This is a genomic window from Methylocystis heyeri (assembly GCF_004802635.2).
Classification (GTDB): Bacteria; Pseudomonadota; Alphaproteobacteria; order Rhizobiales; family Beijerinckiaceae; genus Methylocystis; species Methylocystis heyeri.
Genome location: NZ_CP046052.1, coordinates 343,782 through 363,485 on the forward strand (window position 1 = coordinate 343,782; position 19,704 = coordinate 363,485).

The 19,704-nt window shown below is 63.4% G+C and carries 20 protein-coding genes; 6 read left to right on the forward strand and 14 right to left on the reverse strand.

What is annotated here, in order from left to right:
- Window positions 1-11 precede the first annotated feature (11 nt).
- Window positions 12-254, reverse strand: coding sequence for a hypothetical protein (locus H2LOC_RS21455; protein ID WP_136494773.1), 243 nt, complete (start codon window positions 252-254; stop codon window positions 12-14).
- A gap of 258 nt (window positions 255-512) precedes the next feature.
- Between H2LOC_RS21455 and H2LOC_RS01475 the strand changes: the two genes are divergently transcribed.
- On the forward strand, window positions 513-1,823 hold the full coding sequence (locus H2LOC_RS01475; protein WP_281350570.1) for a glutamate-5-semialdehyde dehydrogenase: 1,311 nt from the start codon (window positions 513-515) through the stop codon (window positions 1,821-1,823).
- Between the two features lie 13 nt (window positions 1,824-1,836).
- On the forward strand, window positions 1,837-2,469 hold the full coding sequence (locus H2LOC_RS01480) for a nicotinate-nucleotide adenylyltransferase (RefSeq protein WP_136494775.1): 633 nt from the start codon (window positions 1,837-1,839) through the stop codon (window positions 2,467-2,469).
- On the opposite strand, the gene H2LOC_RS01485 is transcribed toward H2LOC_RS01480, so the two are convergent.
- The 5 genes from H2LOC_RS01485 to rimO all read right to left on the reverse strand — a co-directional run bounded on the left by H2LOC_RS01485 (window position 2,458) and on the right by rimO (window position 8,068).
- On the reverse strand, window positions 2,458-3,849 hold the full coding sequence (locus tag H2LOC_RS01485) for a nicotinate phosphoribosyltransferase (protein ID WP_136494776.1): 1,392 nt from the start codon (window positions 3,847-3,849) through the stop codon (window positions 2,458-2,460). The two genes, H2LOC_RS01480 and H2LOC_RS01485, sit on opposite strands and share 12 nt — an antisense overlap.
- Before the next feature lie 120 nt (window positions 3,850-3,969).
- Window positions 3,970-5,049: an NUDIX domain-containing protein gene (locus H2LOC_RS01490; protein ID WP_136494777.1), complete on the reverse strand. Its 1,080-nt coding sequence runs from the start codon at window positions 5,047-5,049 to the stop codon at window positions 3,970-3,972.
- Window positions 5,050-5,219: 170 nt separating this feature from the next.
- Window positions 5,220-5,489, reverse strand: a complete 270-nt coding sequence (locus H2LOC_RS01495; RefSeq protein WP_136494778.1) for a hypothetical protein — start codon at window positions 5,487-5,489, stop codon at window positions 5,220-5,222.
- A 70-nt stretch (window positions 5,490-5,559) separates the two neighbouring features.
- A complete protein-coding gene (locus H2LOC_RS01500) occupies window positions 5,560-6,627 on the reverse strand; it encodes a hypothetical protein (protein ID WP_136494779.1) in 1,068 nt (355 codons plus the stop codon).
- Between the two features lie 73 nt (window positions 6,628-6,700).
- Window positions 6,701-8,068 carry a 30S ribosomal protein S12 methylthiotransferase RimO gene (gene rimO / locus H2LOC_RS01505; RefSeq protein WP_136494780.1) on the reverse strand — a complete coding sequence of 456 codons (1,368 nt, stop codon included), beginning with the start codon at window positions 8,066-8,068 and terminating at the stop codon, window positions 6,701-6,703.
- A gap of 183 nt (window positions 8,069-8,251) precedes the next feature.
- On the opposite strand from rimO, the gene H2LOC_RS01510 reads away from it, so the two are divergent.
- Entirely contained in the window at window positions 8,252-9,235 is a 984-nt protein-coding gene (locus H2LOC_RS01510; protein WP_136494781.1) for a beta-ketoacyl-ACP synthase III, read from the forward strand.
- Between the two features lie 177 nt (window positions 9,236-9,412).
- A complete protein-coding gene (locus tag H2LOC_RS01515) occupies window positions 9,413-10,123 on the forward strand; it encodes an RluA family pseudouridine synthase (RefSeq protein WP_136496946.1) in 711 nt (236 codons plus the stop codon).
- Between the two features lie 159 nt (window positions 10,124-10,282).
- Here H2LOC_RS01515 and radA read toward each other — a convergent pair whose 3' ends face one another.
- The 5 genes from radA to H2LOC_RS01540 form a co-directional block, all read right to left on the reverse strand.
- Window positions 10,283-11,659, reverse strand: coding sequence for a DNA repair protein RadA (gene radA, locus H2LOC_RS01520; RefSeq protein ID WP_136494782.1), 1,377 nt, complete (start codon window positions 11,657-11,659; stop codon window positions 10,283-10,285).
- A 270-nt stretch (window positions 11,660-11,929) separates the two neighbouring features.
- Window positions 11,930-12,301 carry an integration host factor subunit alpha gene (locus H2LOC_RS01525; protein WP_136494783.1) on the reverse strand — a complete coding sequence of 124 codons (372 nt, stop codon included), beginning with the start codon at window positions 12,299-12,301 and terminating at the stop codon, window positions 11,930-11,932.
- Window positions 12,302-12,544: 243 nt separating this feature from the next.
- Window positions 12,545-13,534, reverse strand: a complete 990-nt coding sequence (locus tag H2LOC_RS01530) for a beta-ketoacyl-ACP synthase III (RefSeq protein ID WP_136494784.1) — start codon at window positions 13,532-13,534, stop codon at window positions 12,545-12,547.
- A 4-nt stretch (window positions 13,535-13,538) separates the two neighbouring features.
- On the reverse strand, window positions 13,539-14,612 hold the full coding sequence (plsX, locus tag H2LOC_RS01535; RefSeq protein ID WP_136494785.1) for a phosphate acyltransferase PlsX: 1,074 nt from the start codon (window positions 14,610-14,612) through the stop codon (window positions 13,539-13,541).
- A gap of 197 nt (window positions 14,613-14,809) precedes the next feature.
- Entirely contained in the window at window positions 14,810-15,448 is a 639-nt protein-coding gene (locus H2LOC_RS01540; protein ID WP_136494786.1) for a YceD family protein, read from the reverse strand.
- A gap of 273 nt (window positions 15,449-15,721) precedes the next feature.
- Between H2LOC_RS01540 and H2LOC_RS01545 the strand changes: the two genes are divergently transcribed.
- Both H2LOC_RS01545 and H2LOC_RS01550 read left to right on the forward strand, forming a co-directional pair.
- Entirely contained in the window at window positions 15,722-16,159 is a 438-nt protein-coding gene (locus H2LOC_RS01545; RefSeq protein WP_246206937.1) for an outer membrane protein assembly factor BamE, read from the forward strand.
- Between the two features lie 243 nt (window positions 16,160-16,402).
- Window positions 16,403-17,449 carry a transglycosylase SLT domain-containing protein gene (locus H2LOC_RS01550; RefSeq protein ID WP_136494788.1) on the forward strand — a complete coding sequence of 349 codons (1,047 nt, stop codon included), beginning with the start codon at window positions 16,403-16,405 and terminating at the stop codon, window positions 17,447-17,449.
- On the opposite strand, the gene argC is transcribed toward H2LOC_RS01550, so the two are convergent.
- From argC to H2LOC_RS01565, 3 genes are all read right to left on the reverse strand, one after another.
- Window positions 17,446-18,369, reverse strand: a complete 924-nt coding sequence (gene argC, locus H2LOC_RS01555) for an N-acetyl-gamma-glutamyl-phosphate reductase (RefSeq protein ID WP_136494789.1) — start codon at window positions 18,367-18,369, stop codon at window positions 17,446-17,448. The two genes, H2LOC_RS01550 and argC, sit on opposite strands and share 4 nt — an antisense overlap.
- 74 nt (window positions 18,370-18,443) lie before the next feature.
- Entirely contained in the window at window positions 18,444-18,905 is a 462-nt protein-coding gene (locus H2LOC_RS01560; RefSeq protein WP_246206938.1) for an MEKHLA domain-containing protein, read from the reverse strand.
- Window positions 18,906-18,943: 38 nt separating this feature from the next.
- Window positions 18,944-19,639: a class I SAM-dependent methyltransferase gene (locus H2LOC_RS01565; protein ID WP_136494791.1), complete on the reverse strand. Its 696-nt coding sequence runs from the start codon at window positions 19,637-19,639 to the stop codon at window positions 18,944-18,946.
- Between the last annotated feature and the right edge of the window lie 65 nt (window positions 19,640-19,704).

Genomic DNA, 19,704 nt, shown 5'->3' on the forward strand with positions numbered 1-19,704 from the left:
AAGGTCCTCGATCAATAGTGATGACGTTTGTGGCGGTGGCTGCGATGCGACCCGCCGCCCCTGACGCCCCAGCTCGAAGCGATGGCCGGTCCGGCGGTCGCACCCACGACTCCGCCGGCCACGAGGCCGATCGGCCCGCCCACGATGGCTCCCGAGACGGCGCCGAGCCCGCCGTCGAGCGTTCTTTCCGGCGTGCAGGCGGCGAGCGCGCCGCCAAATCCGCCGAGGACGACGGCAAAAACAAGCTTTCTCATTGGAACTCCAACCGAATCGCGTCGCAGCGACCCTGGGTTCAAAGCGGGGCCAAACTGTGGCTGGAGCGTTTCCAGCCGGAGTGGAGCCGGTTCGGCTTAGGAAACGCGTTAAAACAAAAGCCAAGGGCGTTTTCATGTTTCCTTGAAAATGAAAACACCTTTGGCCGGGGCTGCGAGGAGGCGCGCGCCGCCGTGGTTGGAGCTATGGCGGCTTTTGCGCAAAGGGCTCCGGCGTGCTAGCCCTGTGCGCTTGAAGAAATTGCAAATCCCGCCGGAACCATGACGCAAGCGCAGCTTCTCGAAAAGCCCTCGGACACGCTCGAACTGATGGCCGCCATAGGCGCGGCGGCGCGGCGCAGCGCCCATGCGGCGGCGCTCGCGCCGAGAGAAACCAAGGATGCGGTCTTGAGGGCGGCCGCGGCAGCGATACGCTCGTCGAGCCGGGAAATCCTCGAAGCCAATGCGGCGGACGTAGCGCAGGCGAAGGCGGCCGGCGCGCCTGCTGCGTCGGTCGATCGCCTGACCCTGGACCAGAAGCGGCTGGAGGCGATGGCGCGCGGGGTCGAGGAAATCGCCGATTTGCCCGATCCCGTCGGGCGCGTGCTGGCGGCGTTCGAGCGCCCCAACGGTCTGCTCATCGAGCGGGTGGCGACGCCTTTGGGGGTCGTGGGCGTGATTTACGAGAGCCGCCCCAATGTGACGGCGGACGCCGCCGCTCTTTGTCTCAAGGCGGGTAACGTGACGGTTCTGCGGGGCGGCTCGGACAGTCTGCGATCTTCGCGCGCTATCCATCGCTGTTTCGTCGCGGCGTTGCGACAGGCCGGGCTGCCGGAGGAAATCGTGTCGCTCGTGCCGGTGAGCGATCGCGCCGCGGTCGGCGCCATGCTGGCCGGGCTCGACGGCAATATCGACGTGATCGTGCCGCGCGGCGGCAAAAGCCTCGTCGCCAGGGTGCAGCACGAGGCGCGGGTGCCGGTGTTCGCGCATCTCGAAGGCATCGTCCATGTCTTCGTCCATGCGGCTGCGGACCTCGACATGGCCCGGACCGTCGTGCTCAACGCCAAGATGCGGCGCACCGGCATTTGCGGAGCGGCGGAAACGCTGCTGGTGGACCGCGCCTGTGCGTCCACACATCTCGCGCCGCTGGTGAAGATGCTGCTCGACGCCGGCTGCGCCGTGCGCGGCGACGAGTCCGCTCTTCTCGCAGACCCTCGCGTGACCGCGGCGACCGCAGAGGATTGGGACACCGAATATCTCGACGCCATCATCGCTGTCCGCATCGTCGATGGTCTCGACGCGGCGATGGCGCATATCGCCGAGCATGGCTCGCATCATACCGATTGCATTCTCACGCAGGACGAGGCCGCGGCGAAGCGGTTCCTGGCCGAGGTCGACTCGGCCATCGTGGTTCACAACGCCTCCACTCAGTTCGCGGATGGCGGCGAGTTCGGTTTTGGCGGCGAGATCGGCATAGCGACAGGCAAAATGCACGCGCGGGGGCCGGTGGGCGTCGAGCAGCTCACCTCGTTCAAATACCGCGTTCATGGAACGGGACAGGCGCGCGCGTGAGCCTTTGCCCGGAATGACGCCGCGTCTGCCCCCTCATTGTCCGGGAATGCGGATTGGCCTTTTCGGCGGTTCGTTCAATCCGCCGCATGAGGGCCATCTGCACGTCTCGCGGGCAGCGCTGACGCGGCTGAAGCTCCATCGCCTGTGGTGGCTGGTCACGCCCGGAAATCCCTTGAAGGACACCGGAAACCTTCCTTCCCTCGAACGGCGCATGGCGGCGTGCCGGGCTCTTGCGCGCGATCCCCGTATCGCCGTCACCGGGATCGAGGCCCAGATCCGCACCCGCTTCACCTACGACACGCTGCGTTTTTTGCGCATGCGCTGCCCCGGCGTCCGCTTCGTCTGGATCATGGGAGCCGACAATCTGCTGGGTTTTCACCGCTGGCGGCATTGGCGAGACATCATACGCCTCGCACCCATCGCCGTAGTGGACCGCCCCGGCTCCACCTGGAAGATTTCGGGAGCGCTGTCGACGCAGGTTCTGGCGAAATCCCGGCTTCCCGAGAAGGACGCCGGCGTTTTGGCGAAACGCGCTCCGCCTGCGTTCGTCTACCTCCATGGCAAGCGCGCGGCGCAATCCTCCACCGCGCTGAGGGCGGCCTCTCGCAGTTCTTGCGAGAGGCGCATCCGACCGTCAGGGCCATGAGAGCCGACGAATTTCGTCCAGACTCTGATCACGCATCAGGCGGCCGTCGACGAACACATCCTCGAGCAGGTTTTCGGCGTCGGCGTGGAGTTCATCCTCGCGGATCGTGCGCCAGTCGGAATCTTCGCGCAGGAGGGCGAGCCGTCCCTTTTTCGAGGCCTTGCCGGGATCGGTCGCGGGGTTTTTGAACACGTCTCTCCAACCGTCGCCATTGAAGCGGATTGCGCTCGCCTTCATCGCAAATTTCATTGTGTCGCGATCGAGCGCTTGAAGAAGCGCGCCGCCCATCCCGAAAGCGATATTGTCGGCGGCGAAGCCTTTCGCCTTCAGATTTGCGAGAATTGCCGCGATCGTGCGCTCGTTGACGCCGTCTCCCTGAATCACGCGAATGCAATCGGGCAGAACGCGAAAGCCCTTACCGTTTATCCGGCTGCCGAATTTCTCGGCGAGGATCTCTATGACATTGACGGGCACGACGGTCGGATCGCCGGAATCGGGGCGCACGACGAGCGTTCCTCCCATCGTCTCGACCTCGCTCTTGAGAGTTCCGCCCCAAATATCGGCGACTGCCCGATAGACGTCGTAGCTGTCGGAGACGACGGCGAAGGTTTTGCCCGGACCGCCGAAGCGACGGAGCATATTGGCGTAGGCGCTGGTTTCGCCATCCTGTCCCCAGGCGGTCATCGTCGAATGCTCCGACGCCGGGATCGAAAGACCCGCCATCGGCGCGTCGTAGAAGCGCTGCGCCGTCAGCAGTGCAGAAATCGTGTCGGTTCCGCGGAAATTGACGAGATGGGCCACCGAGCCGATCCCGGCGCTTTCCTTGCTCGAGACGCCGCGCGCGCCAAAGTCGTGAAGCTTGAACGCGAGTTGCCCCGCGGGATCGTCGGAGGTCTCTTCGAGCGCAGTGGAGATGAGTTTTTTGATCATCAAGGAGCGCGTCGCGACCGTCGTCGGATACCAGACGGCCCGCAGCAAAGCGGTTTCGAGATAGGAGACGATCCAGGGGATTTCGGGATCGGTGTTGACGATCTGCACCAGCGCATTGCGCGTCGGCAAGACGATTCCCTCGCGGACCGCCTGAATCCGAACCGGCATGAAGCCCTTGTGCGCCTTCAGGATATGTTCCCAGCCCTCCCGGTTGAAGGGCTCGCCATGCAACCGAAAAACAGCCTCGGCCTCGTCGATGTCGGAGCGTGAGATCGGCTTCGTCAGCACGTTTTTGAGATAGATCTGCAGGCCGAAGAACAAGGTTTCCGGCCAGGCGCCGCCGCGAGACTCGATATAGCTCGAAACATATTCCGCGCCGGGCGGATATTGCAGATAGTGACTCGCCTTGTAGCTGTCGACGTCGAGGATCAGATTGTCGAAGTTCGTCATGACCTGGATCTCCTCCAGTTGCGGGATCGCGGACGGACTCCCCGCCGCGATTTGGAATATCAGAGTGTTTCGCGATCTTCCTCCCTCTCCCCGCGCTTGCGAGGAGAAGGAATGCGCGCCCTAATCGATCAGCGCGCCTGTCATCTCGCGGATGATCGCGGCATGATCTTCGAAGAATTGATCCGCGCGCAAGCGCCCGAGTTCATGCCAGCCGGCGCTCGCCGCGTCGTCGTCGCCGCGCACTGAAAACAGGCTTCTCCGGGCGGGCAACTCGAAAAGATAGGCTTGCGTGACGACGCGCCCGCGTTCCGACCGGTTGGGATCGTCGAAGAGACGCGTTTTGGTCTCCTGTATGAAGGACGCCAGCATGGCCGGCGGGATTTCTCCTTTGGGGTCGGATATCCGCGTTTCTTCCTTGAGTTCCCGGATCGCGGCGTCACGCAGAGACTCGCTGGGGTCGACATGCCCCCCCGGCAGCGCAAGCAATCCCAACCCGGGCCGGCGGGCGCGCTCGACCAGCAGGATATGGCCGGACTGGATCACGACGGCGTCGACGCAGTTGATGAAGACGGGGTAGGGCGTCCGACCCCACGACGCTTTGTAGTCGCGATAGAAATTGGTTTCGTCCACGAGCCATTTGAAGGCTTCGGTCAGCATGAACCGGCCGAGGAATTCAATCGTCTCTTCCGGACAGAGACGCCGATCGGGAATATGCGGAGCCCGGCGCAGGTAATCCTCGCGGATGTCGCTCGAATTGAGCGTTCCGTGCTGCGTCTTGACATCGACGGAGCTCCAATTGGGGAACATCCGCAGATAATAGGATGACTTGTCCTTGCTATGGCCGATGAGGCCGACGCGCGACTCCATATCTCCGCCATCTTCGGAAATCGCCTGGTCGACGCAACGCTGGACATGCGCGATCCATGCCTGATCGTTGTAGAGGAAATCGGGCAGCGCTTTGACGATGATCTGATCGGCGGCGGCCTCGATCGAGCCGCCGGCGGCGAGGATCACGCTGCGCCGCTCCTCGTAGCTGAAGGGGTTGCGCGGCGATCGCGCGACATTGGCCGAGCCCACCAGCACGATGACCTTGCGCGACGCGGCGAGCGCCTGCGCGAGGATGTGGATATGGCCGTTGTGGAGAGGCTGGAATCGTCCGATGAAGACGAGATAATCATATTGGAACGCTCTGGCGCTCATATTCAGGACTCCCCTGAATGTTCGTGCATCGGACTCCCCGATGCATCTTGAGCGTAGACGGCCCGCCCGAGGCGGTCAACCAGTCCGTCTTCGGATCATTGCCGGAGCGTTAACGAACACCGCGGTTCGCGCAGGAGCCATCAGCAGCCGTAACTTGCGAGCGAGCGGGGTCAGCCCCGCTTGCGCCGCACCCAGCTCACATAGGCCGCAAGGCCCATCATGGGGATGATCACCAGCACCAGCACCCAGACCGAGGTCTCGTCGTAGGGATGCTTGTCGTAAAAATCATTGGTGACCGCCTGTGTGTAGGGATTGCGGAAAAAGAAGGTGACGAAAACCCACAGCGCCATCACGCCCGCGGCGAGCAGATAAAGCCCTTTGGAAATCCGGTATTGCGGAGGCCGCTGGGGCTGCTGCTTTTGAGGCTGTTCCTGCGTCATCTCATTGTACTCCGGGGGAGACTTCGATCGTAAAGCTAACATAATTCGCTTGGTCGGCGGGGCAAAGACGCTAGAGTGTTTTCATGTTTCCACGAAACCGGGCCGATCTGCCTTCTCTCCTGCCGTGGCGGGCGTAATGCAGCAGTGGATGGGTCCCGGCGTTCGCCACATCGGGATTGGCGAGAAGATAAAAGCCGACGTCGAAGCCTTTCTTCCTCAATCTCGACATTTCCAGCGTTTCAGCAAATGTGGAGATCAGCCAGATGTTCTTTTTTATGAACCAGTCGAACGCGGGCGCGGCGTCTTGCGCCGACGCCATCGAGGCGTGAAGCGACTTCAGCAGTTTGGAATGTCCTCTGTCCCGCAGCCGGGCGGAAATGGTTTTCAGATATTCTATCGAGACGCGCCTGTTCTTTTTTAGCTCCGCTCTGCCGGGCGCGCGCTCGTCCCGCAGAACGCCGAGCGTAAGCTTCTTGAGAAGGCCGGTTTCGAGCAGAAAAACCGTGGTGGAATGTCCCGAGAACGGCGTTCTTATCTCCGTGAGGCGGTCCGGCGGGATGACTTTTCTAAGTTCCTCAATGTGCTTTTTATCATCGTCGAAGTTGTCGTAAACAAAGTAATAATTTGATTTTTCGTAAAATGCGTCATCGTCGATAATATAGCGCCATTCTATTTTATCCCCGTAATCGGCAAACCGGATATCGAAATGGTCCGTGATTGCATATTGCGGTGAAAAGGCGAGCACGACATCGCATTTGAGCAGCTTCGAGAAGCATATCGCCGCATATCCTCCCATGGACGATCCCATGGAGACGCGGCGGCCGTAGCTCTCGCGGATGCAAAGCGCTTCTATGGCGTCGAAAACCTCCGGCGGTATGGATTGGAACCAGTCGTACTGCGTGGTCTTGAAATTTATGACGTCGAAACCGTTTTCGAGCAGGAAATTGCCGCCATAGAGATTGCCGGACAAGATTCTGTTGCCGAACGGGCTGAAGATGAAAGCGACGTTGGGGTTGTGGCTGTTCGAGCGGAAGTGCTCGATTTTCAGGGATTCCGTCTCGTAAAGCGTGCGACCGTCCGCAGCGCCGGCCTGTTCGCCTGCGCCGTCGGGCGACTGTCGATGAACTGCGGAAGCCATCACGGGCGGAGCGGGACGATCCAAAAGGCCAAGTCGGGCGAGACTGGCCGAAGGATCATGAACGCATCGTAAATCACACCGCCGCGCCCAACAGGTCATAGGCGTCCGATCCTTCGATCCTGACGCTTACGATGTCTCCCGCGCGCAAGGGGCGGCGCGACGACACATGAACGGCGCCGTCGATTTCGGGCGCGTCGGCCTTGCCGCGTCCCTTGGCCATTCCGCCCGCCGCGCCGCCGCCGGCTTCGTCGATGATGACCTGCAGCCTCTGTCCGATCTTGCGCTTGAGAATTCTTGCGCTGATCGCCTGCTGGCGCTCCATGAAGCGGTTCCAGCGGCTCTGCTTCACCTCCTCGGGAACGACGGGGAGACCGAGATCATTGGCGGGCGCGCCCGCGACGGGCTCATATTTGAATGCGCCGGCGCGGTCGATCTGCGCCGCCTCCAGCCAGTCGAGCAGATAGGCGAAGTCTTCCTCGGTTTCGCCGGGGAAGCCGACGATGAAACTGGAGCGCAGGGCGAGATCCGGGACGAGGCGGCGCCAGCTCTGGATGCGCTCCAGAGTTTTTTCCTCATTGGCGGGCCGCTTCATCGCCTTCAGCACCGAAGGCGCCGCATGCTGGAAGGGAATGTCGAGATAGGGCAGGATCTTGCCCTCGGCCATGAGCGTCAGCGCCTCGTCGACATGGGGATAGGGATAGACGTAATGGAGCCTGACCCAGGCGCCGAGTTCGCCCAATTCCTTGGCGAGATCGAAAAAGCGCGCCCGCACGGCCCGGTCGTGAAACGGGCTCTCAGTGTAGCGCAGATCGCGGCCATAGGCGCTGGTGTCCTGCGAGATGACCAGAATTTCCTTCACGCCCGCAGCGACCAGCTTTTCCGCCTCGCGCAGAACCTCGGCCGCGGGGCGCGAGACCAGCGGCCCGCGCAAATGGGGAATGATGCAGAAGGAGCAGCTGTTGTCGCAGCCTTCCGAAATCTTGAGATAGGCGTAGTGGCGAGGGGTCAGCTTGACGCCCTGCGGCGGAATGAGATCCTGGAACGGGTCATGGGCCGGCGGCGCCGCGCGATGCACGGCTTCGAGCACGCTTTCGTAGTCCTGGGGCCGGGTTATCGCGAGCACCTGGGGAAATTTCTCCGCGATGGCGCCGGGCTCCGCGCCCATGCAGCCGGTCACGACCACCTTGCCGTTTTCGCCCAGCGCCGCGCCGATCGCCTGAAGGGATTCCTCTTTGGCGCTGTCCAGGAAGCCGCAGGTGTTGACCACGACCACATCCGCGGCGGCATGGCTGCGCGAGAGCTCATATCCTTCCGCGCGCAGTCGGGTGATGATGCGCTCGCTGTCGACGAGCGCCTTGGGGCACCCGAGCGAAACGAAAGAGACCCGCGGCGCCGCGGCATTGGCGTTTTCGGACGAGGGGTGGCTGGGTTTATCTTGCATGGAGCGGGCTTGCCACGCCGGAAGGCGATTGGCAATCTTGGCGGCAAAGCCCTCGCGCATCCCGATGAGGCGCCGTTCAGACACAAATATTCAAGTTTATTCGCTGAAAATTTTGTATAGGCCCCTGAGCATGAGCGAAAGCTTCCCGCCCATCCGCGAGAATCCGTAACGGGGCCTGATAATTTGTTGACTTCCGTAATCCTCGGCACCGGCGCCTATGCGCCGTCGAAAGTTCTGACCAACGACGATCTCGAGAAAATGGTGGCCACCAACGGTCCCTGGATCGTCAGCCGAACGGGCATCAGGGAGCGGCGGATCGCCGCGGACGGGGAGGCGACCTCCGATCTCGCCGCAGAGGCCGCGCGCCGCGCCATGGAGCTTGCCGGCGTCGATCCCGCCGAAATCGATCTCATCATCGTCTGCACGGTCACCGGAGACACCCCGACGCCCTCCTGCGCCGCATATGTCCAGGCCAAGATCGGGGCTACGCGCGCTTTCGCCTTCGATGTGTCGGCCGCCTGCGCCGGATCGCTCTATGGGCTGGTGATCGCCGATCAATTCATCCGGACCGGGGCGGTGAAACGCGCGCTGGTGATAGGCGCCGAAACCTTGAGCCGCGTCGTCGACTGGACCAATCGCGAAACCTGCGTGCTCTTCGGCGACGCCGCCGGCGCCATGCTTCTCGGCGCGAGCGAGGAAGAGGGGCGCGGTCTTCTGTCGTCGCGGCTCCGCACCGATGGCTCCATGACGGAAATCCTCGGCATTTTTGGGGGAGGAAGCCGCCGGCCCTTCTCCCAGGAAATGCTCGCCGACAACACCCATAAGATAAAGATGCGGGGCAGGGAGGTTTACAAGGTCGCGACCCGCCTGCTGCCCGAGGCGGTCCAGGACGCGCTGGCGCAGGCGGGGCTGAATGCCGAAGACGTCACCCATGTCATCGCCCATCAGGCCAATCTGCGCATCATCGAGTCCGCGATGGAGACGCTGGGCATTCCGCTGGAGAAATGCTGGATCAATATCGACCGCTACGGCAACACCTCGAGCGCCTCGATGCCGATCACGCTGGACGAGGCAAACCGCGCCGGCAAGCTCAAGAAAGGCGACGTCATCGCCATGATGGCGATCGGCGCCGGCATGACCTGGGGCGGCGCCGTTTTCAGATGGTGATGCGAAACCCGCTCGATCAGAGCGGCGTTTTGTATTCCGTCGGCGCAAAAATCGACGCCGATCAGGAATTTTTGCGCCGGTCATTTCCGCGGACCGCGAAGCAATCTCGCGGAAGTTGCATGACTGGGCGAATCTTCTCGCCTTGCCGGCCGAACTCAGCGCGCGTAAATCATGGCGATGCCCGAGATTGATCTTCTTTCCCGCCTGCTGCATCGCGACGGGCTGTTGCTGGTCGTGGACAAGCCCGCCGGCCTGCCGGTCCATCGAGGCCCCAAGGGCGGCGATAATCTCGAAGACCATTTCCACCAGTTGCGTTTCGGCCTGCCGCGCGCGCCGGCGCTGGCGCATCGGCTCGACAAGGACACCTCCGGCTGTCTCGTCTTAGGGCGCCATCGCAAGGCGCTGGAGCGGCTCGGCAAGCTGTTCAAATCGGGACGCATCCAGAAAACCTATTGGGCCGTGGTCGAGGGCGCTCCGGCGGGGGAAGAGGGCGAGATCGATCTCGGCCTCAGTCGTCTCGACGCCGATCGCGGCTGGTGGATGCGGGTCGATCCGCTCGGGTTGCCCTCGAAGACCAGCTGGCGGGTGATGGGCCGCGGCGTCGATCCCGACCTGGGGGATCTCGCCCTGCTCGAGCTGACGCCCCATACCGGCCGCACTCATCAATTGCGGGTTCATTGCCAGGCGATGGGCTGGCCTATCCTGGGCGATCCCGTCTATGGCGGCGGGCGGCGCGAGGGTTCCCGACCGCTGCATTTGCACGCACGCTCGGTGGTCATCCCGATGCAGGACAGCAAAGCTCCGGTGGCCGTGGAAGCGCCCGCGCCGGCGCATATGACGGCCGCTATGGCGACCTGCGGCCATGTTTTTCGGGAGAGCCAAGAGTAACACAGTATTAGGGATTTCCTATGGACGTCATTGCGAGCGTAGCGAAGCAATCTAGAGCCGCTTCAATGAATTTAGCTTGCAGATTCTCTATTTCCACTACTGGATTGCTTCGCTGCACTCGCAATGACGGCGCCTATTGCCGCAATCTCGGAAACTCGCCTATCGTCTCGGCGCCGCTTGTGCGATTTCGGCGACGAGCGCGCTGACGTCGCCGATCGCGCGCGCCGTGACGCCGGCCCCTTTGTCGTCGTCGTTGAGCTGCTGAGTCTGGGACAGAACGGCGCGGGCAAAGCCCAGCTTGCCTGCTTCCTTCAGCCGCGCCCCGGCGTGGATCACCGGACGCACCGCCCCGGACAGACCGATTTCGCCGAAATAGACCTGGGTGGGGGGCAGAGGCGCTCCCGTGAGCGAGGACACCAGCGCCGCGGCGGCGGCGAGATCGGCGGCGGGCTCGTCGGCTCTCATGCCGCCGGCGACGTTCAGATAGACGTCATGCGCCCCGAGTTTCAACCCGCCATGGGCTTCGAGAACCGCCAATATCATCGCGAGGCGGTTTGAATCGAAGCCGACCACGGCCCGGCGCGGCGTGCCGAGCGAGGAAGGCGCCACCAGCGCCTGGATTTCGATCAGCATCGGCCGCTGGCCTTCCATCCCGGCGAGCACCGCCGCGCCCGGCGCTCCGGCGTCGCGCCCCGCGAGGAAGAGGGCGGAAGGATTGGCCACCTCGGCGAGGCCGAGCCCGGTCATTTCGAACACGCCGATTTCGCCGGTCGCGCCGAAGCGGTTTTTGGAAGCCCGCAACATGCGAAAGTGATGCGCGCCGTCGCCTTCGAAGGACAGAACGGCGTCGACCATATGTTCGACGACGCGGGGGCCGGCCACCTGCCCGTCTTTGGTCACATGACCGACCAGTATGATGGACGAACCCGTGCTCTTGCCGTGCCTGAGCAGGGCCTGGGCGCTGGCGCGCACTTGCGTCACCGTGCCCGGCGACGAGTCCACCGACTCGACATGCATGGTCTGGATCGAGTCGATGACGATGAGGGCCGCACGCCTGCCGGTGGAGCAGGTTGCGAGAATATCCTCGACCTGGGTGGCGCTCGCCAGTTCCACCGGGGCGTCCGCCAGCCCGAGGCGAGCCGCGCGAAGGCGCACCTGGGTCACGGCTTCTTCTCCGGAGATGTAGATCACTCGGGAGCCGCGCCGGGCCAGTTCCGCACAGGCCTGGATCAGCAATGTGGACTTGCCGATGCCGGGCTCTCCGCCGAGCAGCGTGACCGAGCCGAGCACGAAACCGCCGCCGGTCACGCGGTCGAATTCGTCGATGCCGGTGCGAAGGCGGGGAGCGGCGGGGCCCTCGCCGGAAAGCCCTTCGAGATTGAAGGGTCTCCCGCGCCCCAGTCTTGCGGCGCTGGGAGTCCCGGGCGTTTCCTCGACGATGCTGTTCCATTCATGGCAGGAGTCGCAGCGGCCCTGCCATCGATTGGTTATTGCGCCGCAATTCTGGCAAACAAAAGTGGAGCGGGATTTGGCCATGAACTCCAACAGCACGAAGGGCGCCGCTTTGTCGAGGGCCGATCGCCGAGCTTGCCCTTTGGCGTCCTCCGGTCTTTGGATTTGGGCGCGCGCGATCGCGCGTCGGCGACGGACGCAACGAGTCGCAGACCGCAGGCTCGTTGCTCCGCAATCCCGATGGGGAGAGCGCTCTTTGTTTGATCCGCCTCGCCCGCGATCGCGAAAGCGCTTCAGTTCATTTATCCGGCGCGCTTTTTTGCGCGCCGCGATTGGGTTCGGGCGCAGCGCGCATTAATCTCCCGCTACGCGCGAACGCAGGATGTTCGAGGGTTTGAAGCTCACCACCAGCCTGGCTGAAATCCTCGCGCCCGCCCCAGTTTTCGGATTTCGACCGACCCGCTCGCGTTTTTCGCGAATGGAGAAGGTGCCGAACGAGGAAAGTTTGACTTCTTCCCTGGCGACCAGCCGCTCGAAAATTTCGTCCAGCACAGCCCCGATGAGCTCGGTCGCCTCCGTTCTGGATATGCCGACCGCGTTCTGAATAGCCCGCGCCAAATCCGCGCGGGTCAGGGTGCCTTCGCCGCCGAAGGCGTCCAGATCGGCTGAATTTTCTTCATTGTCGTCTCGATCTGAAAAAAAAACTCCAACAGTTTCCCGTGACATTTATTAGCCCGCATATCGGAACCAGCAGCCAGCTAAATGCAAATCTCCTCTCTTACTTGGAAAGCGTCGCTGCGTTTCAAGCAAAAAGGGAGATTTAAATTGCACATTAAAGCCAGACGCTAGAAAACAACTACAGGGAGAATTTTCCAGAAAAGTGCTCAAAAATCAAGCGCTAGCCGGAAACGAGTCCGCTACAACGCACTCGGCTCCGGCGGTTTTAAAAAATTCTTTTACATTACGGACTTACCATCTCAGCAGCGCTGCGCCCCAGGTGAAGCCGCCGCCGACCGCCTCGAGCATGACGAGGTGGCCCGGTCTGATTCGGCCGTCCGCGACCGCGGCCGAAAGCGCCAGGGGAATCGATGCGGCCGAGGTGTTTCCGTGCAGATGCACCGTCGCGACCACTTTTTCGGGCGCGATGCCCAGTTTGGCCGCCGACATGTCGATGATTCGGCGGTTGGCCTGATGCGGCACGAACCAGTCCAGATCCTCTGCGGTGGTTCCCGTCGCCTCGAAGGCGTCTTTCACCACGCCCGTCACCATGCCGACCGCGAAGCGGAAGACCTCCTTGCCTTCCATGCGCAGGTGGCCGACGGTTTGGGTGGAAGACGGGCCGCCGTCGACGTGTAATTTTGCCCGGTGCCTGCCGTCCGAACGCAATTGGGTGGTCAGGACGCCGCGGTCGGTTGCGCTTCCCTCGCCCTGAGACGCCTCCAGCACCACCGCCCCGGCTCCGTCGCCGAAAAGCACGCAGGTGGATCGGTCCGTCCAGTCCAGAATTCTGGAAAAAGTCTCCGCGCCGATGACCAGGGCCCGCTTATGCGAGCCGCTGCGCAGGAATTTATCGGCTGTCGCCAGAGCGAACACAAATCCCGAGCAGACCGCCTGCAGATCGAAGGCGACGCCGCGAGTCATGCCCAGAGAAGCCTGGATTTGCGTCGCGGTGGAGGGGAAAGTGTAGTCCGGCGTTGAGGTCGCGACGATCACGAGGTCGATGTCGTGGGGCGAAAGGCCGGCGTTCTCGAGCGCGGCGCGCGCGGCTTTGTCGCCCAGCATGGATGTCGTTTCGCCTTCGGCGGCGATATGGCGTTCCTTGATGCCGGTGCGCTGCACGATCCATTCGTCGCTGGTGTCGACGATCCTGGAAAGATCGTCGTTGGTCAGCACCCGGCTGGGGAGATAGCTGCCGACGCCCCGAACGACGGAGCGCAAAACCTTGCAATTTGACGTCACTGACTCATTCCTGCGGGCGCGCGGCGATTGCGGAAGCGGTGGCAGCCGCGGCGTCCTGCTCGTGAGCGACGCTGGCCGTATGCCGGATTTTCGCCAATAGTTCTTCTCTGACCATCTCGTAGCCGATTTCGACCGCTCGCGCGAAGCCCTTCGCGTCCATCCCGCCGTGGCTCTTGATGACGACGCCGTTGAGGCCGAGGAAAACGCCGCCGTTGACGTTGCGGGTGTCGAGCTTGACCCGCATCTCCTCGAAGGCGCTCCTCGCGAGCAGAGCGCCCAGCTTGGTGAGCAGGGAGCGGTTCATGGCGTCCCGAAGCAGCGTTTTGACCTGGGTCGCCGTGCCTTCCGCGGTTTTCAGCGCTATATTGCCGGCGAAGCCTTCCGTCACCACCACATCGACGACCCCCTTGCCGATGCCGTCGCCTTCGACGAACCCCTGGTAGTCGAGATTGGGCAACTGGGCTTCGCGCAGCAGCTTGGAGGCTTCCTTGACCTCCTCGACGCCTTTGATCTCTTCGGTTCCCACATTGAGCAGGCCGACCGTCGGACATTCGACGTGAAGGATGATCCGCGCCATGGCCGATCCCATGATGGCGAGGTCGACGAGATGCTTGGCGTCGGCGCCGACCGACGCGCCGAGGTCCAGGACGATGGACTGGCCGCGCAGGGTGGGCCAGAGCGCGGCGAGGGCCGGGCGCTCAATGCCGGGTATCGTGTGCAGGCAGATTTTCGCCATGGCCATCAGGGCGCCGGTGTTGCCGGCCGAGACCGCCGCATCGGCCTCTCCTTTTTTCACCGCCTCGATCGCCATCCACATCGAGGACACGCGCCTGCCCTGGCGAAGGGCGACGCTGGGTTTCTCGTCCATGCGGATCGAAACGGCCGCATGGCGCACCTGGGAGCGTTTCGCGAGCTCGGGGAAAGCGGCCAGCTCCTTTTGCAACAGGGCTTCGTCGCCGAACAGCAGGAATTCGCAGTCCGGCCGCCGTTCCAGCGCCCGGGCCGCGCCGGCGATGGTTATGGCGGGGCCGAAGTCGCCCCCCATCGCGTCCAACGCGATTCGAACACCTCGGGCCATGATCGCTTTCAACTCCTGAATGCCGTTTCGCCGTGCTGCGAGCCTCGCCTTCGCCGGCACGGCGTCGCGCTGTCGCAATTGCCACTGTTTTGGAAGGGCGCTCGGCCCCGCGCGCAAACGTCTGATTTTGTCGCGCGTGACTTGCCATCAGGAAGCCGGCAGCGCAAGGGCAAAAGTCGGCTGGAACGGCCGGGAGGCTATTGGTCGCGGGTTTTTGTCGCGATTCTCCGCAGGGCGGCGAAAGGATTGTCTTCTGCGTCCGGCCGGTGCGGCTCTTCGAACACCGCTCCCGGCCTGCGGGGATAGGGATCGAGGCCGAGGGTAAGGAATTCCGAGACCACGGCTCCGAGATCGATCGCTCCTCCGATGAGAGGATCCGGGGCGTCGGCGTCGATGTCCACGATATGGCCGCCGCCTGCTTCGTCTTCGATGGGCGGCATGCCTCTCCGCGACCGCTTGCCGGTTTCGTCGCCATGTCTGCCGCGCTGCGCTCCCGCCTGCCGACTCTCCGGCTCCGGCGCGTTCGTAGGGGCAAACCGCATTTGGACGGCCTCCTCGACGGTCGATTCGAAGTCTTCGAGGCCGACGACGCAGGTTTGCACGACTCCGGCCCTCAATTGGCCGGAAACCTCCAGCCCCTGTGCGCCAAAACGCGAGACGTGAAGGCGCGCTTCCAGGCCGTTCACGGCCACGAGGCCGTTGTCGCGGGCGAGGGCGGCGCGCTCCGGTTCGTTGGCGTGGATCACGACGTCCAGCCCCTCGGGCGGAACCGACGCGGCCTGCAATGGCCGTGAAAGCGGGAGGGGAGCCGGCTTTTCGTCTGGATGTCTGGTCATGTCGGGATGCTTTCTATGCTCGTTCGACCGCTGCGCCAAGTATTAGAGATGGGGCGCGGTCTTTGGGGAAGCCGAACCTCGCGGATCGCGCGCTCCGCCGGCGCGGCTGCGCCACGATCTCCCTTGCTTTACGAGCCCTCCGAGGCTACGAATTTGCGATCCAAATTCTTTCGGCGCGCGTGCGGCGCGCCGCTCGCGGCATGATAGCGGAGATCCATAATGGCGGCGGCTGCTTTGCGTGGTTTGTGTCGGCACCGGACGCGCAAGGACTTGATGTCGAGATTGGCCGCCATCGGCCTGGCGGCGGCTTCGCTGGGCGGATGCCTCGGTTACGACGGCGTCGTCAATCGGGGGGCCGTGTTCGATCAGCGCAAACTGGCGCAGGTCAAGCCGGGCATGCAGGCGCCCCAGGTCCTCAGCGTTCTCGGCACGCCGTCCACCACCTCTACCGTCGGCGGAGACGCCTGGTATTACGTGAGCCAGCGTACCGAGCGCGACCTCGCTTTCATGCAGCCCAAGGTCACGGACCAGCACGTCGCCGCAGTCTATTTCGATAAAGACAAGAAAGTGCAGCGCATCGCGGACTATGGCCTCGAGGACGGCAAGGCGATCGACTTCGTAACGCGCACGATGCCGACCCCGGGCGCGGAGAACAATCTCATAACCGGATTGCTCAAGGCCGTCTCGAGCGTGAACCTTTCGCCTTTCTGATCGGCGAATTGAAAACGCCGCTTCTCGAACTTCGCTTTGCCGCCTTTATGGCGCGATTGGGTAAGGCTGAAGCTTCGCAGTTTTCGTCCATCGACGCGCAGGAGCCGGAATCGCTGGCTTCGGCAGCGTTCCGCAACCGTTGCGATTATGGCTCCAACGGGGCGGGTTTCGTCGATTTTTCGCCTATCGCTTTAGCTAGTCTCCCGGTTCCGACTGCGCTGAGAGCAATAAGGCGATCTTTGAATGAGTGTTTCGGAGGCTTACCCCTCAGGGGCCTGCCGCGGACTGCTTGAACAATTCCGTAACCATCTTGCTTCGGCGCTAGGGCGCCGGGAGCAGGCGACGGCGAGGCTCTGCCTCTCCACCTGGGTGCGAGCCCTTTGCGTGGCGTGCTCGCTGGCGGGGGCCTTCATGCTCGCCGCAAAAGCAGATCGACGCGAGCCGCCCAAATCGTCGCAATCGGCGAGAGCCGCCCGCGCCCGCTCGCCTGTCGTGATGGCGGCGGGACAACCGGACGATTTCCCGCTCGACGCCGACTTCTCCCTGGATCAGGCTGCGAAAAGCTGGGCGCGCAGGGTGTTGGACCGCGATCCTCCCGGAATCATGCGTTTTGGCGGCCAGCGGGTGCAAAGCGCCATCGTCGAGCGGGTGGTCAAGGCGGCCAAGAGCACGGGGTCGGATCCTGCGCTTCTCATGAGCATCGCGGACAAGGAATCGAGTTTCTCCTCCACCGCCAAAGCGAGCACGTCCTCGGCGAGCGGCCTTTTTCAGTTCGTCGAGAAGACCTGGCTGAAGGCGTTGCGATCCTTCGGCTGGCGCTATGGACATGAGGAAGAAGCCAAAGCGATCGGAGGCGAGGACGAGCGTCCCGTGGTGGCGCCGCAAAAGCGCGCCGAGATTCTCGGACTACGGAACGATCCTTATCTCTCCGCGGCGATGGCGGCGGAAATGCTCAAACAGGACGGCGCCAAGATCGCCGAGCGCCTCGGCCGCGCCCTTACTGCAGGCGAGACCTATCTGATCCACTTCCTCGGCCCGGAGGACGCCGCCCGCTTCATGACGAGGCTCGAGGAGGAGCCGGACGCCTCCGCCGCTCAATTGCTTCCCAAGCCCGCGAAAGCGAACAAGCCGATCTTTTACGAGCGCCAGGGAGGTAAGCTCAAGGATCGCAGCCTGCGCGACGTGCACGAGGCCTTCGAGCACATGATGGGGACCAGAACCAGCCGCTACCAGGATGTGGAGGCGAGACTGCCCGCCGAGGCGCAGGCCTACGCCGCGGCCAATCGCTAAAATTCCCCGCCATTCAGCATCAGATCGAGGTTCTGGACCGCCGCGCCGGAAGCGCCCTTGCCGAGATTGTCCTGCCGGGCGACCAACACCGCCTGACGTCGGTTCTCGTTGGCGAAGACATAGACCTCCATGTCGTCCGAACCGTTGAGCGCGAGCGCGTCGAGCTTTCCGTTTTGCGGCGCCTCGCACAGCCGCACATGGGCGGCGCCGAGATAATGACGCGCATAGGCGTCGTGAAGATCGGCCGCCTTGGGCCGGCCGGGCAGGGTCTCCAGCAGCAAAGGAATGGAGACCAGCATCCCCTGGCGGAAATTGCCCACCGAGGGAACGAACAAGGGCCGCTGGGCGAGGCGCGCATAGGCCATGATTTCGGGTATGTGCTTATGCTCGAGGCCCAGTGCATATAATTCGAAAGCCGGCGCAACCCCCTGCTCATAGGCTTCGATCATCTGCCGCCCGCCGCCGGAATAGCCGGAGACAGCATTGATGGTCAGCGGATGATCGGCGAGGAGCAGACCGGCGTCGATCAGGGGGCGCAAAAGGGCGATGGCGCTGCTGGCGTAGCAGCCGACATTCGCCACCCGCGCGGCCTTTGAGATGGCTTCCGGCTGGCCGGGGCAGAGCTCGGGGAAGCCATAAACCCAGCCCGGCGCGACGCGGTGGGCGGTCGAGGCGTCGAGAATGCGCGGCGCAGCTTCGCCGAGCGCGTCGCACAGCGCCACGGTCTCCTTCGCGGCGTCGTCGGGCAGGCAGAGGATCGCGACCTCGACGCTGGAAAGGATCTCCTTCTTGGCGTTCCGATCCTTGCGCTGTTCCGGCGCTATGGCGACGAGCTCGACGTCAGTCCGGCCGGCGAGCCTCTCGCGTATTTCGAGGCCCGTGGTGCCCGCCTCGCCGTCGATGAAAATTCTCGCCGCCATGTTTGCCGCCCACTGTTGCACTGCGGAAATTTGCGGGCATCCATGATTGCCAGGGCGCCCTTTGTCAATGCAGGCTAAGCGGGCGACGCCACATCCTCCCAGCGCGAGAATGTCGCGCCCTGGCCGATAACCTCGCCGTCGGGGGTCGTCACGCTCCAGACCGTGGCGCCCGAAATGCGGAAGCGCCGGCCCGCAGAGCTGATGCGAATTCCCTCATAGCCGGTGACGAAGCCCTTGCGCTCCGCCTCCTCGAGAAAGCGCGCTCTCGCCTCTCTCTGCTCCGGCTCCGCGGTGAGGCGGGAGGGCGTGGCGATGAAGTTTTCGACCTCCATCTCCCATAATCTGAGCGCCGCCCGATTGCCGTAGTTCAGGATCGGATCGGACTCCCCGCCATGGGAAACGACGACCATGGGCGCGAGAAAGAGCCTCTCGGCTTCCTCTTGCGGGTCGGCCGAACGCGCGATCAACTCCTCGCCGGTGAGCTGGCGATAGGAATCCAGCAGGGCGCGCGAATGGGCGATCCAGCGCGCTCTCATCTCCGGGGGCAGAACCGCCCAACAGATTTCCGAGCCGCTCATCTGGGCGCAAACAGCATGAGACGATGCCATTTATGCGGGACGGAGCCGGGCAAGGGCTTTAGCCCTGCAGCCTCCGCCTGGGCGGCGAGAAGGGAATAGGGCTCGGGAAGGTCGTTGTTCACGAGATGGTCGCAGATCTGATCCGCTTCCTCGCGGCTGAGGGCGACCATGGTGTCCCGGAGCCATGCGCAATAGGAGTCATGATAGGCGGGAAGACTCTGGCCCTCCTCGCGGGCGACGTCGACCAAGACGAGCAGACCATTGGGATTCAACCTTTGCGCCGCGAGCCGGAAGAACTCGGCCTTGCGCTCGGTCGTCAGGTGATGGACCGCGAAACTGCTGTAGATCACGTCCTGCGCCGGCGCCCGGGAAAGCGCCTCCATGAAATCCGCCTCGATGAGGTCGACCGGGCAGGAGAGGCCGGAAAGATTTTTGCCCGCGAGCTTCAGCGCCGCCTCCGAGAGATCGGCTCCCTGATAGCTTTTGAGGGGGAGGCCGACGAGCAGGGGCGCGAGCGTCGCCGCGTCGCCGCAGCCGAGATCGAGCATCGAAAAAGAGCGGTCGCCGAAATGCGCGCGCAGCGCGGCCTTTATCGCTTCGCCGAGTTCGCGATGGAACATGTAATTGGCGGCGACGACCTTGGCGTAGGTGTCCCAAACCTGAAAAAAGCCGACGGCCGCGGGCTGGTCCATGAAGCGAACTCCGGTAAGGGCGGGTGATGGTGAGGGAGCAGTTCTCTCGATACGCCCGCTCCCGG

Bases quoted from the DNA above. Each gene is read 5' to 3' on its own strand.
- H2LOC_RS21455 (WP_136494773.1), bottom strand. From the start codon at position 254: ATGAGAAAGCTTGTTTTTGCCGTCGTCCTCGGCGGATTTGGCGGCGCG.
- H2LOC_RS01480 (WP_136494775.1), top strand. From the start codon at position 1,837: ATGACGCCGCGTCTGCCCCCTCATTGTCCGGGAATGCGGATTGGCCTT.
- H2LOC_RS01485 (WP_136494776.1), bottom strand. From the start codon at position 3,849: ATGACGAACTTCGACAATCTGATCCTCGACGTCGACAGCTACAAGGCG.
- H2LOC_RS01490 (WP_136494777.1), bottom strand. From the start codon at position 5,049: ATGAGCGCCAGAGCGTTCCAATATGATTATCTCGTCTTCATCGGACGA.
- H2LOC_RS01495 (WP_136494778.1), bottom strand. From the start codon at position 5,489: ATGACGCAGGAACAGCCTCAAAAGCAGCAGCCCCAGCGGCCTCCGCAA.
- H2LOC_RS01500 (WP_136494779.1), bottom strand. From the start codon at position 6,627: ATGGCTTCCGCAGTTCATCGACAGTCGCCCGACGGCGCAGGCGAACAG.
- rimO (WP_136494780.1), bottom strand. From the start codon at position 8,068: ATGCAAGATAAACCCAGCCACCCCTCGTCCGAAAACGCCAATGCCGCG.
- H2LOC_RS01515 (WP_136496946.1), top strand. From the start codon at position 9,413: ATGCCCGAGATTGATCTTCTTTCCCGCCTGCTGCATCGCGACGGGCTG.
- radA (WP_136494782.1), bottom strand. From the start codon at position 11,659: ATGGCCAAATCCCGCTCCACTTTTGTTTGCCAGAATTGCGGCGCAATA.
- H2LOC_RS01525 (WP_136494783.1), bottom strand. From the start codon at position 12,301: ATGTCACGGGAAACTGTTGGAGTTTTTTTTTCAGATCGAGACGACAAT.
- plsX (WP_136494785.1), bottom strand. From the start codon at position 14,612: ATGGCCCGAGGTGTTCGAATCGCGTTGGACGCGATGGGGGGCGACTTC.
- H2LOC_RS01540 (WP_136494786.1), bottom strand. From the start codon at position 15,448: ATGACCAGACATCCAGACGAAAAGCCGGCTCCCCTCCCGCTTTCACGG.
- H2LOC_RS01545 (WP_246206937.1), top strand. From the start codon at position 15,722: ATGTCGAGATTGGCCGCCATCGGCCTGGCGGCGGCTTCGCTGGGCGGA.
- H2LOC_RS01550 (WP_136494788.1), top strand. From the start codon at position 16,403: ATGAGTGTTTCGGAGGCTTACCCCTCAGGGGCCTGCCGCGGACTGCTT.
- argC (WP_136494789.1), bottom strand. From the start codon at position 18,369: ATGGCGGCGAGAATTTTCATCGACGGCGAGGCGGGCACCACGGGCCTC.
- H2LOC_RS01560 (WP_246206938.1), bottom strand. From the start codon at position 18,905: ATGAGAGCGCGCTGGATCGCCCATTCGCGCGCCCTGCTGGATTCCTAT.
- H2LOC_RS01565 (WP_136494791.1), bottom strand. From the start codon at position 19,639: ATGGACCAGCCCGCGGCCGTCGGCTTTTTTCAGGTTTGGGACACCTAC.